At 35.4% G+C, this 16,382-nt stretch carries 14 protein-coding genes; 6 read left to right on the top strand and 8 right to left on the bottom strand.

Features of this window, described 5'->3' with window-relative positions; all coding sequences use genetic code 11:
- Both JQN76_RS01865 and JQN76_RS01870 read right to left on the bottom strand, forming a co-directional pair.
- A complete protein-coding gene (locus tag JQN76_RS01865) occupies nt 1-1,002 on the bottom strand; it encodes an LLM class flavin-dependent oxidoreductase (protein WP_000240060.1) in 1,002 nt (333 codons plus the stop codon).
- A 113-nt stretch (nt 1,003-1,115) separates the two neighbouring features.
- Nucleotides 1,116-1,208, bottom strand: a complete 93-nt coding sequence (locus JQN76_RS01870) for a hypothetical protein (RefSeq protein WP_001802007.1) — start codon at nt 1,206-1,208, stop codon at nt 1,116-1,118.
- A gap of 95 nt (nt 1,209-1,303) precedes the next feature.
- Here JQN76_RS01870 and JQN76_RS01875 point away from each other — a divergent pair, with 95 nt between their 5' ends.
- Complete coding sequence (locus tag JQN76_RS01875; RefSeq protein ID WP_000286476.1) at nt 1,304-2,503, top strand: NADH-dependent flavin oxidoreductase; 1,200 nt, start codon at nt 1,304-1,306, stop codon at nt 2,501-2,503.
- Nucleotides 2,504-2,575: 72 nt separating this feature from the next.
- Nucleotides 2,576-3,403, top strand: a complete 828-nt coding sequence (locus JQN76_RS01880) for an alpha/beta hydrolase (protein ID WP_000136018.1) — start codon at nt 2,576-2,578, stop codon at nt 3,401-3,403.
- Between the two features lie 241 nt (nt 3,404-3,644).
- Here JQN76_RS01880 and lip2 read toward each other — a convergent pair whose 3' ends face one another.
- Nucleotides 3,645-5,720 carry a YSIRK domain-containing triacylglycerol lipase Lip2/Geh gene (gene lip2, locus JQN76_RS01885; RefSeq protein ID WP_000943823.1) on the bottom strand — a complete coding sequence of 692 codons (2,076 nt, stop codon included), beginning with the start codon at nt 5,718-5,720 and terminating at the stop codon, nt 3,645-3,647.
- 417 nt (nt 5,721-6,137) lie between these two features.
- On the opposite strand from lip2, the gene JQN76_RS01890 reads away from it, so the two are divergent.
- Nucleotides 6,138-7,451, top strand: a complete 1,314-nt coding sequence (locus tag JQN76_RS01890; protein WP_001077722.1) for a YjiH family protein — start codon at nt 6,138-6,140, stop codon at nt 7,449-7,451.
- A 126-nt stretch (nt 7,452-7,577) separates the two neighbouring features.
- Here JQN76_RS01890 and JQN76_RS01895 read toward each other — a convergent pair whose 3' ends face one another.
- The gene (locus JQN76_RS01895) at nt 7,578-8,246 is read right to left on the bottom strand and encodes an N-acetylmannosamine-6-phosphate 2-epimerase (protein WP_000936720.1); all 669 of its coding nucleotides are present in this window, start codon (nt 8,244-8,246) and stop codon (nt 7,578-7,580) included.
- 139 nt (nt 8,247-8,385) lie between these two features.
- On the opposite strand from JQN76_RS01895, the gene rpiRa reads away from it, so the two are divergent.
- Nucleotides 8,386-9,186, top strand: a complete 801-nt coding sequence (rpiRa, locus tag JQN76_RS01900; RefSeq protein WP_000667382.1) for a pentose phosphate pathway transcriptional regulator RpiRA — start codon at nt 8,386-8,388, stop codon at nt 9,184-9,186.
- Nucleotides 9,187-9,463: 277 nt separating this feature from the next.
- Here rpiRa and JQN76_RS01905 read toward each other — a convergent pair whose 3' ends face one another.
- Complete coding sequence (locus JQN76_RS01905; protein WP_000291439.1) at nt 9,464-10,324, bottom strand: ROK family protein; 861 nt, start codon at nt 10,322-10,324, stop codon at nt 9,464-9,466.
- A 157-nt stretch (nt 10,325-10,481) separates the two neighbouring features.
- Here JQN76_RS01905 and JQN76_RS01910 point away from each other — a divergent pair, with 157 nt between their 5' ends.
- Nucleotides 10,482-11,363 carry an N-acetylneuraminate lyase gene (locus tag JQN76_RS01910; RefSeq protein ID WP_001030738.1) on the top strand — a complete coding sequence of 294 codons (882 nt, stop codon included), beginning with the start codon at nt 10,482-10,484 and terminating at the stop codon, nt 11,361-11,363.
- A 39-nt stretch (nt 11,364-11,402) separates the two neighbouring features.
- Nucleotides 11,403-12,935: a sodium:solute symporter family protein gene (locus JQN76_RS01915; RefSeq protein ID WP_000665722.1), complete on the top strand. Its 1,533-nt coding sequence runs from the start codon at nt 11,403-11,405 to the stop codon at nt 12,933-12,935.
- A gap of 104 nt (nt 12,936-13,039) precedes the next feature.
- Here JQN76_RS01915 and JQN76_RS01920 read toward each other — a convergent pair whose 3' ends face one another.
- Genes JQN76_RS01920 through JQN76_RS01930 form a run of 3 tightly spaced genes read right to left on the bottom strand, consistent with a single transcriptional unit; the run spans nt 13,040 to nt 16,287 of the window.
- A complete protein-coding gene (locus JQN76_RS01920; protein WP_001022969.1) occupies nt 13,040-14,260 on the bottom strand; it encodes a NupC/NupG family nucleoside CNT transporter in 1,221 nt (406 codons plus the stop codon).
- 10 nt (nt 14,261-14,270) lie between these two features.
- Entirely contained in the window at nt 14,271-15,194 is a 924-nt protein-coding gene (locus tag JQN76_RS01925; RefSeq protein WP_000002057.1) for a pseudouridine-5'-phosphate glycosidase, read from the bottom strand.
- The gene (locus JQN76_RS01930) at nt 15,169-16,287 is read right to left on the bottom strand and encodes a carbohydrate kinase (protein WP_001283968.1); all 1,119 of its coding nucleotides are present in this window, start codon (nt 16,285-16,287) and stop codon (nt 15,169-15,171) included. Before JQN76_RS01930 ends, JQN76_RS01925 begins: the two co-directional genes overlap by 26 nt.
- Nucleotides 16,288-16,382 lie beyond the last annotated feature (95 nt).

The following is a 16,382-nucleotide window of genomic DNA, read 5'->3' on the forward strand; positions in this document are numbered from 1 at the left end:
CTACAAATAGATCTCCGCTAGTAATTTTAATGTTTTACAACGCTGTTCAATGCCTGGAATAAGCGGTGCTACTAACACCTCATCAACTTCAAACGTAGCAATGAAATCATCTAATTGTGCTTTAACCTGTTCTTGTGTACCTGCAATGATGCGTGCTTGATGTGCTTGAATCATCTCTTTGTCTCGATCATTAAGCTTATACTTTTGCGCTGTGTCTACCGATGGAAAATGTTCAAATTCTGCAAATTGTAATTTACCTAATAACCAAACATCTAAGGCATGTTGCAATGCTGCTACTTCCGCTTCATTATCAGCTACAATGACAAATACAGATGCCATCACCTTTGCGTCCATTTTAATCGTTGATGCTTGGAAATGTTTTTTGTAAATATCAATGTTATCCTTCGCTGCATGTATCGCATTTATATCTGGTAGCAAAAATGTGCCAACAGAAAGCCCTATACCTAGTTCGGCAGCTATTTTGGCAGATGTTGCGCTACTACTTAATAACCACATTTCTGGAAAATGATCAATGTGTGGTTGGACACCTAACGTATGCGCACTTGGTTTATCCTTTATTGTAAGATAATCACGTAATAACGAAATCGATTCATCGTAACTATCATATGTAGGATTTATTCCATCTAAAGCTTGCTTTACCATAGTAGTACCTGGATTATTACCAATACCTAAATCAATACGATTTGGATATAACGCTGCCATCATTCTAAAATGCTCAGCAATTTTATAAGGTCGATAGTGCGGCAGCATCACACCACCAGAGCCAACTCGTATGTGATTTGTCTGCGCCAATGTATGCATCATCAAAAGTTCTGGACTACTACACGCAAACGCTGGTACATTATGATGTTCCGTAAACCAAATTCGCTTAAAGCCAAGTCGATCTGCTAATTTTGCAAGTGTCACTGAATCTTGCAATGCCTTTTGTGCATCCTTACCTTCATCTATTAAGGCATAGTCTAATACGCTTAATTTAACCAATCCGTCATCTCCAAACTTATCCTGTCATGTCAAACCGACATAACATTTTAGCGTTCTTAATACCATTCCCTCTTCATATACCCACGTATATGATAACGTTTTTCAATTAACTTTTATATCTTTTCGCCTTTATTTTTCTTTTTCATATTCATATTTTCAGACCTACAAATGCCATTCATTAGTTCAATTTTAAAAATGTTTTCCATGTACCAATTCTATTCTATCAAGACTGTTCATCATTGATTATTCATTCTTTCCATGGTACTTTGAAAACAATATTGAATAGAAAAGGAATCATAGTATGTACCGATACAAACCACTTTTACAATCAATCCACTTACCTAATGGCATCAAAATTTCGAATCGCTTTGTATTATCACCAATGACCGTAAACGCATCAACAAAAGAAGGCTATATTACAAAAGCAGACTTGGCTTATGCTGCACGTCGCTCTAATTCAGCTGGAATGCAAGTCACCGGCGCTGCTTACATTGAACCTTATGGTCAATTGTTTGAATATGGCTTTAATATTGATCATGATGCTTGTATCCCTGGATTAACTAACATGGCATCTACGATGAAACAACATGGTAGCCTCGCTATTATCCAGCTAGCGCATGCTGGTCGTTTTTCAAATCAAGCCATTTTAAATTTTGGAAAGGTGTATGGACCAAGTCCTATGACTTTGAATTCACCGATTGAACACGATGTTATCGCCATGTCTCATGAGAAAATCAATAGCATCATTCAGCAGTATCGCGATGCTACATTACGCGCGATTAAAGCAGGTTTTGATGGTGTGGAAATTTCGATTGCACAACGTTTGCTGATTCAAACATTTTTCTCAACTTTTTCGAATAAACGTACAGACCATTACGGTGCCGACTCATTAAAAAATCGTGCAAGATTATGTTTAGAAGTTATGCGTGCGGTACAAGAAGTGATTGATAAAGAAGCACCTGACAATTTTATTTTAGGATTTCGAGCAACGCCAGAAGAAACCAGAGGCAGTGATTTAGGATATACCATTGACGAGTTCAACCAATTAATCGATTGGGTCATGGACGTTTCAAACATCCAATACTTAGCAATCGCTAGCTGGGGTCGACATATTTATCAAAATACGTCTCGTACACCAGGTGATCATTTCGGTCGACCAGTTAACCAAATTGTCTATGAACATTTAGCAGGTCGTATCCCTTTAATTGCAAGTGGCGGGATTAATTCTCCAGAGTCTGCTTTAGATGCTTTACAACATGCAGATATGGTCGGCATGTCTTCGCCTTTTGTCACAGAACCTGACTTTGTGCATAAACTTGCTGAACAGCGACCACATGATATCAATCTTGAATTTTCTATGGCAGATTTAGAAGATTTAGCCATTCCACATGCTGCTTTTAAAGATATTGTTAAAATGATGGATTATGGGGAAGGTCTAAAGAAGCATACCCGTGACGCTTTACGTCAATTGGAACAGAATTATCATGACTCATCGTCTTAAGACTATTTTTCATGGAAATTTAAGACAGTGTTATAATGACATCAATATCAAAAATAAGGAGCCTATTAAATCGTGACTGAAATTAAAGATAAAGTAATTACTAAAGATGCATTTGCATTACCTTACACAATTATTAAAGCAAAAAATCAACCAACAAAAGGCGCTATTGTCTACATCCACGGTGGTGGATTAATGTTCGGTAAAGCTAACGATTTATCCCCACAGTATATCGATATCCTTACGGAACATTACGATTTAATTCAACTAAGTTATCGTTTATTACCAGAAGTAAGTCTCGATTGCATTATTGAGGATGTCTACGCATCATTCGATGCGATTCAATCACAATATTCTAATTGCCCTATTTTTACCTTTGGCAGATCATCAGGTGCATATTTAAGTCTATTAATTGCACGAGACAGAGATATTGATGGTGTTATTGATTTTTATGGTTATAGTCGCATCAACACTGAACCTTTTAAAACAACTAATAGTTATTACGCAAAAATAGCTCAAAGCGTAAACGAAACAATGATTGCACAACTCACTTCACCAACACCGGTTGTTCAAGATCAAATCGCACAACGTTTTTTAATCTACGTTTATGCACGTGGCACAGGTAAATGGATAAATATGATTAACATTGCTGATTATACTGATTCAAAATATAATATTGCACCATATGAACTTAAAACACTTCCCCCGGTGTTCATTACGCATTGTAATGGCGATTATGATGTTCCCGTTGAGGAAAGCGAACATATCATGAATCATGTTCCACATTCAACATTTGAACGCGTGAATAAAAACGAGCATGATTTTGATCGTAGACCTAATGACGAAGCAATCACTATTTATCGTAAAGTTGTTGATTTCTTAAACGCTATAACAATGATGTAATATATCATTATTTTAAAAAACTCAATTTATCATCATGATAAACAGTTATTCGATCAACCATATTATTCATACAATTTATTAAGCTCATAAACAGATACGCCTGTCCCTTTAGTTTTCTCTAATGAGACAGGCGCTTTATTTCACTTTACTATTTTTAAATTCAACACTGTGATGCTACTTATATCTGCTGTGCCATGTTAGTAGCACGAAATACATAGCATATTAAATTACGAATATGAATTTAACTTGCTTTCAATTGTGTTCCTTTACTTTCAGTCGCTTCAACACGCAACAAGTCATTTATAATACCTGTATAGAAGTTGGCGAGTTCTGCACCTTTACGCTTGAAATCTAGGAAATCTACACCGATAAAATCGACATGATCCCATCCTTGTATGATTGGTTTAACTTGCCAGATACCTCTTCGTGTGGCAGGTTCATCATTCGTAACATTAACAAATGGTTGATTGGACGGATGTAATGACGAAATTACTGGTACGACACCATCATTTTTACGCCATTCTTCTCTTGCATCATGACCAATAATTCTACTCGTTGTATCCATTAAGAAAAATGTACCTAAATCAGGATTTTCATAACCTAATGGACCAGTATGAGATGATACACCTGTATAAGTCGTATACGTAATATTAGGATTCATACTTGTCATGTTGTTCAATTTTGCAGAGCCATCTAACGTTAAATCATAGGCAGCATTGTCGTCTGATGTCCAAATTTTGCTTTTACTAACGCGTTTTATATAGTCAATGTAACTCTCATTTGGTAATTGTTTAAAGCCCCATTGCGTTAATCCTAAATCGATATTCGAATACTTGTTACCCATAAATCGATTTAAAGCGAACATGATTTTTCTAACAGCTTCTGTATTTCCAAACTTATCAGCTGCTTGTGAACCATTATGTGGTGTTGCTAATGTTGTGATTGATGCAACCATATTGTTATGACCACCAGTGAATAATGGTGATATTTCTCCACCATGCGCTTTATGATAGGCAATTTCTTCTTTGTTACCATTTCTTAAAAACTCTTCCATTAAACGAATTGTTTGACCACCCATACTATGCCCTACAAGATGTACCTTTTTACCAGGTTCCCAATTAGGCATGATTCCTTTATATGTCTTACCATAGCGCTCATGTCCGTATTTAGCTGCATGTGCTGCGCCATAATCTACGCGACCACCTTTAATGTAATAATAAAGTTCTACAGCGCGATCATAGTTACTACCAAATGCACTAACACTTGCTTGATGTACATTATAGCCTTGCTTTCTCAATTCTTCGATAACTTTAAATTTATTTCCACCCCAATAATTTGGGTATAAAGCTGGTGCATTATCGCCTACTAATCCTAAAAATCCATGTACAAAAACAACTGGATATTTGTTAAGTGGTTGTACTTGATTCGCTTTAATTGGTCGAATCTTTTTAGCATCTGCTGCTGCATTTGTAGTCGAACGTGTTTTAGGCGCTTGAAGCGCATCTTTGATTAGTTGTTTATTATCAGTATTTTTATCTGTCGGTTTCTCTGGGGAATTTTGACCATCGATATGTTTACTTAAATCGCCAACTTGTGGTTTCTGTTCACTTTGGCGAACAGTATCATCTTGCTTTGCATCTATGATTTGATGCGCGGGTTGATGTGTATCTTGTTGATTTGGATGTTTGTCCGTGGTTGCATCTTGTGCTTTTGTTGATTTAGGTGCAGTTTTATCATTAGACGGGGGTGTAGTTGAAGTTGGTGCTGCTTTATCATGATTGGGTAATACCTTTTGTGCCGGAATGGATGGTTGTGATTTATCAACATCATTCGATTGTGACGTTGTCGATTGTGATCCATTACGTTCAGCATGATGGGTATTTTGAACCTGATCATTTTGACGTTCAGTATTATTAGTCACATTATTTTGGTGTGACTGTTTAGAACCTTGTCGTTCAGAATCTTGCTTTACTTGATTATCATTTTGCGTTCTGATTGTTTTACTATTTTGTGTTGATTGATGCTTCGATGATTGAAGCGTGTCTTTACCTTCTGTCACTGTTCCACTTTTACCATTCTCTTTATGCATATCGTCTAATTGCTTTCCTGACTGCATTTGATGTGACGTTATCGCGTTCCCTTGTTCTCCCGGTTGATTTAGTGTTTCTTTTTGTGCCGCTGCATTGGACGTTGGTGTTTTTTCCGAGGCTTGTGCTTCATGTGATGACACAACAAACATTGTAGCCGCTAACACTGACACCACGCCTATTGAATACTTTCTAATACTATACTTTCTTTCTTCTTGTCCTCTTAACATATAATCACCTCAAAAGTATTTTTTTGACCCCCTCTTGAGAATGAAAAACAACTACACCTTCAATATAACATGACATATATTATTTTTTGATTAAGACTACAAAATTAATAAAAATTTAATAATACGATATTAAATCGATACTAATCATTTACAAATATGTGCATTTCCAAATAATTTATAAACACTTTTAGTTGTGGCGTTGAATCAACACAACAACATTTAAGATAAATATTTTATTAAGTAATATAGTTTCAATCTATATATAATTAGTTAATTTGTATTGGTATGAAAATAATTCAAACTATACAATTATAGTAAGTTTTCAGATTTTTCTAAATTAAAATAATGATTCATCTCATTAAGGGGAAGATGCATCATACAGTTTTGTGTATTCATTTAAACAAAGGGGTTGCTTTAATGAATCAATATCATTCTAATGCACAACAACCAAGTGCATGGCGTTTTTTTGTCTATAGTTTAGTGGGCATACTATGTTTCTTTATTCCTTTTACGATTAATGGTAACAACACTATTTTCGTCGATCATGTTCATCTAGCCATTCGCTCAATCATAGGTCCACTTATGCCCTATGTTGCACTGATTATGATTTTAATTGGTACAGCGTTACCAATAGTGAGACGTACTTTTATGACTTCAATCACAAACTTGGTCATTACATTATTTAAAGTTGCAGGTGCAATGATTGGTATAATGTATGTATTTAAAATCGGTCCATCAATACTATTTAAAGCTAACTATGGTCCGTTTTTGTTTGAAAAATTAATGATGCCATTAAGTATCTTAATTCCAGTAGGTGCAATTGCGCTTTCTTTATTAGTGGGCTATGGCTTATTAGAATTTGTCGGTGTTTATATGGAGCCTATTATGAGACCTATTTTTAAAACACCAGGAAAATCCGCTGTCGATGCAGTGGCTTCGTTTGTCGGCAGTTATTCCTTAGGATTATTGATTACTAATCGTGTCTATAAGCAAGGGATGTACAACAAACGAGAAGCCACGATTATTGCGACTGGCTTTTCAACAGTTTCAGCAACTTTTATGATTATCGTTGCTAAAACTTTAGGATTAATGCCGCATTGGAATTTATACTTTTGGATAACTTTAGTCATCACATTTGTCGTGACTGCAATTACTGCATGGCTACCGCCAATCAGCAATGAATCAACAGAATATTATAACGGACAAGAAGGAGAACAAGAAGTTGCTATTGAAGGAAGCAGACTGAAAACTGCATATGCAGAGGCGATGAAACAAAATGCATTAACACCATCTCTCGTGAAGAACGTTTGGGACAATTTGAAAGACGGTTTAGAAATGACTGTTGGTATTTTACCTTCTATATTATCGATTGGTTTTTTAGGACTGATTGTAGCGAACTATACACCATTCATTGATTGGCTTGGCTATATCTTCTATCCATTTATTTATATTTTCCCAATTGCTGATCAGGCTTTACTAGCAAAAGCGTCAGCGATTTCTATTGTAGAGATGTTTCTACCATCTTTGTTAGTAACTAAAGCTGCAATGAGTACTAAATTTGTCGTCGGTGTAGTAAGCGTATCAGCCATTATCTTTTTCTCAGCATTAGTGCCATGTATACTAGCAACTGAAATTAAAATACCTGTCTGGAAACTCATCATCATTTGGTTTTTACGCGTGGCGTTGTCGCTATTAATCACCATCCCCGTCGCTTTACTTATTTTTGGATAAAGTTGAAAATAAAATCACTATCATAAACAAACAAAACGAGATGAACCCATTACATTCATTCAGCCACCTAAGATAATTAGGTGCCTTTAATTAATGATGGTCATCTCGTTTTTTTATCGTTATCATTTAATCTTCCATAATTTGAACAAAACGTTTCGTAATTTCTTTTGGTCGTGTTATCGCACCACCAACGACTGAACAATGAACGCCTAAGTCCATCACACGTTTATACATATCCGGTGTAATGACATTACCTTCCGCAATAACTTTTGCATCAACACTTTGTAGTACATCTTTTAAAAATTGGAAGTCATTTTGATAAAGTAATTGTCCTTGCGTATAACTAGTATAGCCATGTAACGTCGTGCCAATATAATCAAAGCCAAGTCGTGCGGCATTTTTAGCTTCTTCAACGGTCGCGATATCAGCCATGATTTCAACGTTCGGTGCATGTGTTCTAATATATGATACTAATTCGTCTAACGTTTCTTTCGGACGTTGCTGTAACGTTGCATCCAATGCAATGACTTCACATTGGCTTTCTATCAGTTCATCAACTTCTTTTGACGTTGCAGTAATGAAAACATCTGAGTGATCATAGTCACGTTTCACAATGCCAATAACTGGTAAATCTACCGTTTCTTTAATTGCTAAAATGTCTTCCTTAGTATTTGCGCGAATACCAACAGCACCACCTTCATACGCAGCTAATGCCATTTTCGACATAATAAAAGATGAATGCAATGGTTCATCTGGTAGTGCCTGACAAGATACTATTAATCCATGTGGTAACATTATTCCTCACTCCATAAGTCGTTTTTTCACGTAAAGTCATTTACAATATATCATTAAGATAATTTTTATCAATGCTTTTTACTATCTTGAAAATATTTTTCATATATAATAGTAATCATTAAGATGAAGGGGTGACACAATGAAATTTGAGAATCGTGTTCAACGTTATCAACATTTATTTACAAAAACTGATAAACGCATCGTCAATTATATAAGACAAAATGGTTATAGCGATGCCTTTTCAACGATTAACTCCTTAGCCCATGCGATTGGTACATCACCAGCAACGATGACACGCTTTAGTCATAAGCTGGATTATGAGAATTTCCAAGATTTAAAATTTAATATTCAACAAGAAATGACAGAGACAGTTATTGAAAATAGCCCAATCATTCAAAGAATTCATAAATATCATCAACAAATCATTCAACAAACTGGTGAATTTATTGATAACGACATTATCCAAACCTTTATCGACAAACTTCAATCAAGTCGGCATATACTCTTTGCTGGACTAGGTAGCTCTGGTTTATCAGCGACTGAATTTTATTATCGTATGATTCGTATGGGGCTAAAAGGTAATGTTACTACCGATTCACATTTAATGAAAATATCGGCATCCCTACTATCTCATTCGGACATGTTTATTGCTATGTCAAATAGTGGTAATACTTCGGAATTAATTTCAGCAGCGGAAGTCGCCAAATCTCATGGTGCATATGTCGTTGCCATCACAAATTTCGAAGGTAGTAAACTTACAGATTGTGCAGATTTAGTACTTTTAACAACGGATCAATCGCGTAATACCGACCATCAATTTATCAACACACAAATTGCGACACTCTTTTTAATCGATATCGTGAGTTATCATTTATTAGAAAATACGAATCTGAGTCAAACTTATCAACATACTAAATCTATTATCCTAGACAACAAATAACTAGTAGTATATTCAAATCCACCTGCAACTGTAGATAATCATCGTGATTGCCCCAACGAGTTGCTAGGTGCTTTTTTAATTTCAATACCAAATATTTTTTTACATTTTCTAAAATTTTAATATCTCAGCTTCTTCAATTTAATATGTCCGTGGCACACTGTTGGTTGATATAGTTTAGATTGGTCCTAGATAGAGTGTGATGTGTGGAACTAACAACAGCTCTCATCTCTCGTAACGGTTTCAAATTCTATTTTAGAATGACTCCTTCTTTCAACCATCATTGCAAACAGCCATACAATGCTGCATCATTTTTACTCTTAGTCGTTTGTATTGGTGCATAAACATAGTCTTTTGGTAAATAGTGTGCAACTTTCGGCTCGATATATTTAATGAGATTGTCTCCTTGTTCAGATATACCGCCACCAATTAATATAAGCCCTGGATCATACATGACTTGTATTTGGGCAATCCCTTCTGCTACATCTTCTGCCCACTCATTCAATATTTGTTTTGCAATATCATCACCTTCTTCAGCTGCTTCAAACAATACTGGCACATGTGTGCTTCTCGTAAATCCTCCGTCAATCATGCGCTTTTTCAATGCACTCGTTGCAGCACGTTGCTCAAACGTTGTATTTTCAGTTGGACGATACAATAAATACCCAACTTCATTTGCCTTATGAAGTTCACCATTATCAATATGACCTTGATTATTTTTGTACGCACCCCCAATGCCTGTACCAAGCGTCATACAAAAGATCCGTTCTGCTTGATATTGATGTAATTTCAATTCGCCTAGTAATGCAGCGTTTACATCATTTTTTACTTTGACATAAGGAGACAGTGATTTTAATAATCGCTTAAAATTAGTACCTTTATAATTCGGAATGGTTGGCCCTGCGTATACAATTTCGCCTTTTTGTTCATCAACAACGCCTGCTGATGAAATACCTATGACAGGTTGGATCAACTGATATTGCTTCATATATCCTGTTACAATCTCATATACTTTGTCAGTAATAAGCTCACTTTTGTTGTCCGGCGTTGGTATTTGTTGATAGTCAAACATATTCAATTGCTTATCAATAACTGCCGATTTAATTTGAGTGCCTCCAATATCGATTGCGATGTAATACACCTTACTCACTCCATTTCTATTGATTTTGAAAAACATTTTCATTAATTATACATAAATATGACTACAATTTTCAAAAAGATATTGTTACATTTTATGATAGCGTTTACAATTATAGCTGTAAACTATATTATCAAATGATTTTTGGAGGGACTTCATAATGAACAAAGATTTAAAAGGTTTATATGCAGCGTTACTCGTTCCTTTTGATGAAAATGGTCAAGTAAATGAACAAGGACTCAAACAAATTGCTCAAAATGCCATTGAAACTGAAGAATTAGACGGTCTTTATGTAAATGGTAGCTCAGGCGAAAACTTTTTATTAAATACAGAGCAGAAGAAGCAAGTTTTCAAAGTTGCCAAAGAGGCAGTTGGGGATAAAGTGAAATTGATTGCTCAAGTAGGTTCGTTAGATTTAAATGAAGCCATTGAACTCGGAAAATATGCCACAGAACTCGGTTATGATGCACTTTCTGCCGTAACACCATTCTACTATCCATTTACTTTTGAAGAAATTAGAGATTACTATTTCGATATTATCGAAGCAACACAGAACAATATGATTATTTATGCAATACCAGATTTAACAGGTGTGAATATTTCTATTGAACAATTCAGCGAGCTATTTAATCACGAAAAAATTGTTGGTGTTAAATATACAGCGCCAAACTTCTTCCTACTCGAACGTATTAGAAAAGCATTCCCAGACAAATTAATCTTATCTGGCTTTGATGAAATGTTAGTTCAAGCTACGATTTCTGGCGTAGACGGTGCAATTGGTTCTACATATAACGTTAATGGTCGCCGCGCTAGAAAAATCTTCGACTTAGCACGACAAGGTCAAATTCAAGAAGCTTACCAACTACAACATGATTCAAACGACATCATCGAAACAGTGTTATCAATGGGGATTTATCCAACATTGAAAGAAATATTACGTCATCGTGGCATTGATGCAGGATTACCGAAAAGACCTTTCAAACCTTTTAACGAAGCACATCGACAAACATTAGATCAACTCATTGCAAAATACGATTTATAGACATCAAAGAATCAATACATTGTAAAGGGGATGTTGCCCATGAAAGAAGTTGGATTTGGCACACTAAACTGGGTTGCCGTTATCATTTATCTACTAGCTATGTTGTTCATTGGCGTTTATTTTACCAAGCGCGCGAGCCAAAGTACCAATAGTTTCTTTACCGCAAGTGGTCGCTTGCCATCTTGGGTAGTTGGCTTTTCAATTTATGCTACTACGTTAAGTGCGATTACATTTATGTCGACACCAGAGAAAGCATTTTTAACAGATTGGTCATATATCGCTGGTAACATTGCTATCGTCGCAATTATTCCATTACTTATTTATTTCTATGTCCCTTTCTTTAAAAAGTTAAAGGTAACATCAGCATATGAATATTTAGAAGCTAGATTTGGCCCTAGCATACGTGTCATTGGCTCATTATTATTTGTCGTTTACCATTTAGGGCGTGTTGCAATCGTTATCTACTTACCAACATTAGCAATCACATCTGTATCAGACATGAACCCTTATATCGTTGCATCACTCGTTGGTTTACTATGTATTTTATATACATTTTTAGGTGGATTCGAAGGTGTGGTTTGGAGTGATTTCATTCAAGGCGTCATTTTATTAGGCGGCGCTTTAGTTATCATTATTCTAGGTGTTATGAACATTAAAGGCGGTTTTGGCACTGTCTTTGCAGATGCGATTGAGCACAAAAAATTAATTAGTGCAGACAATTGGAAACTAAATACTGCGGCAGCTGCCATTCCAATTATTTTCCTAGGAAATATTTTCAACAACTTGTATCAATACACAGCGAGTCAAGACGTCGTGCAGCGTTATCAAGCTTCTGATAGTTTAAAAGAAACAAATAAATCGTTATGGACAAATGGTATCCTAGCTTTAATTTCAGCACCCTTATTTTATGGTATGGGTACAATGTTGTATTCATTTTATGCACATGAAGCTGTTTTACCAAAAGGCTTCAATACATCATCTGTAGTGCCATATTTCATTTTGACTGAGATGCCACCATTTGTTGCAGGATTACTTATTGCAGCCATTTTCGCCGCTGCACAGTCTACCATTTCATCTAGTTTAAATTCTATATCTGCTTGTATTTCAATCGACATTAAGCAACGCTTCTTCGGAAAAGGTAGCGAGCGACACGAAGTTAACTTTGCTCGTTTGGTCATCATCATTGCAGGTATTTTCGGTTTTGGAATGTCACTATACTTAATTGCTTCTAATTCAAATGACTTATGGGATTTATTCTTGTTTGTAACTGGATTATTCGGTGTTCCATTAGCTGGTGTATTTGCAGTTGGTATTTTCACTAAACGTACGAATACATTCGGTGTTATTTGTGGATTAATATTGGGTATCATCTTTGCTTATGTCTATAATGGTGTTGGCAAAGGTAACTCACCTTTCTATGTATCTACCATTTCATTTACAGTTGCTTTTGTCTTTGCTTATATACTTAGCTTCATTGTCCCTTCAAAACATAAAAAAGATATAACGGGATTAACAATTTTTGAAAAAGATAAACCATCAACATACATTTCAAAAACGGCTACGAAAAAGTAGATTGTTATGATAAAACCCCGTCACTAAGTTATGATGCGCTGTTGCGCCAACTTGGTGACGGGGTTTAGCTTTGCCATGAATTTAATTTAGGTGCTTCGATTAATTTACAATACTAAGCCAATGATTGATCCTGAAATGATTGAAGCTAGAGTTGAACCAAGTAACAGCCTCATTGCAAAGGATGCAACTTTTTCTCCTTGTTTATCACTAATGCCTTTAATTGAACCTACGATGATACCAACCGTACCAAAATTAGCGAAGCTTACTAAGTAAACTGAAATGATACCTTGTGTACGAGCTGATACATCACCCAGGACATTTTTAAAATCAAGCATTGCTACAAACTCATTTGTAATTAATTTGGTCGCCATTAAAGAGCCAGCTGGAACAGCTTCGCTCCATGGAATCCCCATTAAGAATGCGATTGGTGCAAACACATAGCCAATAAGCTGTTTAAAATTCAAACCAACACTACCAAAAATGATATTGATTGCTTCCATTAATGAAATAAACGCTAACAACATCACGGCTACTACAACAGCGATTTTAAACCCATCCATCGCACTATCACCAATCATTTGGAAAAAGGCAACTTTCTTAGGTTTTCCTGTTTTTCCATTCACTGATTTCGTTTCCGTTGATTTAGTTAAGTTATCAATTTCAACATCACTATCATCAGATTTATAGGGATTGATTACACTGGCGATGATAAGCGCACTAAAAATATTTAACATTACAGCTGTAACTACGAACTTGGGCTCAATCATCTGCATATATGAACCCAACATTGCCATACTAACAGCACTCATACCAGACGTCGCAATTGTATATAATTTCGCTCTAGATAATCTTGGAATAATATCTTTTATTGTTAAATATACTTCTGGTTGTCCAAACATTGCTGTTGAAATAGCAAAGTAACTTTCTAAGCGCCCCATTCTCGTTATTTTATTAATAGCGATACCTACATATTTGATAATAAATGGTAATACCTTAATATAATTAAAAATGCCTATTAATACAGAAATGAACACTAATGGCAGCAACACATTTAAAAAGAACGTAAAGCCATTTTTATTTTGTATATCTCCAAAAACAAAGTTTATACCTGCTTTACTAACATTTATTAACCCTTCAAAAAATGAGCCTAATGCAGTTAAGATTGTTAAACCAATCGTTGTGTTCATCATAAATAACACAATCAACACTTGAATAAATATCATTATTAACGTCTTTTTGAAGTCTATGTTTTTACGATCAAAACTGAATAAAAACGCAACAAATAGTGCAAATGCTATCCCTGTGATAGCGAATAAAATATTCATGTATCATCACCTACAATAATTTATTAACAGCGACAGCAATTTTAGCACCCAACGCCGCATTGTTTTCAACAAGTTTTATATTTGCTGCTAAACTTTTACCATTCGTTTTTTCTACAATTTTCCCTAACAAGAACGGTGTGGCGTCCTTACCTTTAATACCTTGATTTTCCGCTTCAACAACAGCTTCATTTATGATTGCCTCAATATATGCTTTTGATAAGGCATGCTCATATGGAATTGGATTAGCAACAACAATGCCACCTTCAAGATTTAACTGCTGTTTTGTTAAATGAATGTCAGCAAGTCGTTCTGGCGTTTCAATCGAACTTGTTAACTTAACACCGCTTTCGCGAGTGAAGAATGCTGGCAATTCATTCGTTTGATATCCAATAACTGGAACGCCTTTTGTTTCTAAATACTCCATCGTCTTAGGTAAGTCTAAAATTGATTTGGCACCTGCACAGATAACAGTGACATTTGTTTTAGACAGTTCTTCTAAGTCTGCTGAAATGTCCATCGTATGTTCTGCACCTTTATGGACGCCCCCAATACCTCCTGTAACAAAAAATTGAATACCAGCCATTGCAGCACATATCATCGTCGTCGCTACAGTAGTAGCACCAACACACTTCATCGCAACAACTTCTGCTAAATCCCTTCTAGATACTTTAGCAACGTCTTTACTAGTTGCAAGTATTTCTAAATCTTCACTTTCTAAACCAATTTTAATTTTGCCCTCTATAATGGCTATGGTTGCTGGAATGGCACCATTATTCCTGATAATTTGCTCTACTGTTGTTGCCATTTCAACATTTTGTGGGTACGGCATACCATGCGATATAATTGTTGATTCTAATGCTACAATCGGTTGATTGTTCTCCAGTGCTTGCTGAACTTCTCGAGAATACTCAATATACTTTTGTAAATTTGCCATTTTTATAATCCTCCATATCGTGATAAAGTTGCTGCTGATCTAGGTTTTGCCTAACTGTATATTTCGTTTCTATCGTTTTCTTTGCGTTAACCATACCAGCAATTAATATATCTTCAGTAGACATCCCATTTAACCAGCTATACACTACTGCAGCACAGAATGAATCACCTGCACCTGTAACATCTTTCACACTATTTGATGGCATAACTGACTTGATGATTTCTTCCTCACCACTTCGATAAATGAGTTCTTTCACGCCATTTGTCACAATAACATTTTTAACACCTAAATCATTCCAGCGTTTAGCAGCTATTTTTAAATCATCAGTAGATTCTATTTTTAAATTTAAGTATGTTTCTGTTTCATCTTTATTCGTGATAATCCAATCAATAGCATGTAATGAATCAGGCATATTTTTCATTTTTGGGGAAGAAACCGTGGTGATAACTAATTTGATTTGATGTTTCGTGGTATAGGCACATAAGAAGTTTAATGCCTCTTTGCCTAAATTCAAATCGACAATAATGCACTTAGCCTTTTTCAATAAGTGTGAACGCTTAATTAAAAATTCAGGCGTAATGTAGTCAAACACTTCCATATCTGCTAAGCCATATGTCATGTCGCCTTCTTTACTAATTAAAGCTGTATATGAACCTGTACTCGCATTTTCAAATTGTTGAACATGATCCAAATTCATAAATGGTGTGGACAATCGTTTAATCATTTCCCATTCACTATCTTGTCCACTAGCAGATAAAAAAGCGACCGTTTCGCCAAGCCTACCTAAGTTCTCAGCAATATTTCTTGCTACGCCACCAATAGAGCGTGTTGACGTTACAGGATTTGATGTTTCTGCAACTAAATCTTTATGCACATAAAACTTACGATCTACATTCGCTGCGCCAATACAAACAATAGGATAATCTTCATTTAAAACATATGCCTTTCCCATAACATATTCCTTTTGTATTAATCCTGAAATAATGTTTGCTACGCTGGGTCTAGATAATCCAATTGCCTCAGCAAGTTCACGTTGTGAAATAAACGGATTATCTTTAATTCTTTTTAAAATTTCTTTCTCAGAATCGCTCATAACATCCCTCCTCATATTGACTTAAAATACTTGAATCAGTGAATTTACAAAAATATCGTAGCATGCAGTTATTTCAGTTGTAAACGCTTACATTT

Source organism: Staphylococcus sp. SM3655 (genome assembly GCF_016917315.1).
GTDB lineage: Bacteria > Bacillota > Bacilli > Staphylococcales > Staphylococcaceae > Staphylococcus > Staphylococcus aureus.

What these genes read in the sequence shown, in the direction of transcription:
- JQN76_RS01870 (WP_001802007.1), bottom strand. Translation starts at nt 1,208, where the DNA reads ATGGAAAACATTTTTAAAATTGAACTAATGAATGGCATTTGTAGGTCT.
- JQN76_RS01875 (WP_000286476.1), top strand. Translation starts at nt 1,304, where the DNA reads ATGTACCGATACAAACCACTTTTACAATCAATCCACTTACCTAATGGC.
- lip2 (WP_000943823.1), bottom strand. Translation starts at nt 5,720, where the DNA reads ATGTTAAGAGGACAAGAAGAAAGAAAGTATAGTATTAGAAAGTATTCA.
- JQN76_RS01890 (WP_001077722.1), top strand. Translation starts at nt 6,138, where the DNA reads ATGAATCAATATCATTCTAATGCACAACAACCAAGTGCATGGCGTTTT.
- JQN76_RS01895 (WP_000936720.1), bottom strand. Translation starts at nt 8,246, where the DNA reads ATGTTACCACATGGATTAATAGTATCTTGTCAGGCACTACCAGATGAA.
- rpiRa (WP_000667382.1), top strand. Translation starts at nt 8,386, where the DNA reads ATGAAATTTGAGAATCGTGTTCAACGTTATCAACATTTATTTACAAAA.
- JQN76_RS01910 (WP_001030738.1), top strand. Translation starts at nt 10,482, where the DNA reads ATGAACAAAGATTTAAAAGGTTTATATGCAGCGTTACTCGTTCCTTTT.
- JQN76_RS01915 (WP_000665722.1), top strand. Translation starts at nt 11,403, where the DNA reads ATGAAAGAAGTTGGATTTGGCACACTAAACTGGGTTGCCGTTATCATT.
- JQN76_RS01920 (WP_001022969.1), bottom strand. Translation starts at nt 14,260, where the DNA reads ATGAATATTTTATTCGCTATCACAGGGATAGCATTTGCACTATTTGTT.
- JQN76_RS01925 (WP_000002057.1), bottom strand. Translation starts at nt 15,194, where the DNA reads ATGGCAAATTTACAAAAGTATATTGAGTATTCTCGAGAAGTTCAGCAA.
- JQN76_RS01930 (WP_001283968.1), bottom strand. Translation starts at nt 16,287, where the DNA reads ATGAGCGATTCTGAGAAAGAAATTTTAAAAAGAATTAAAGATAATCCG.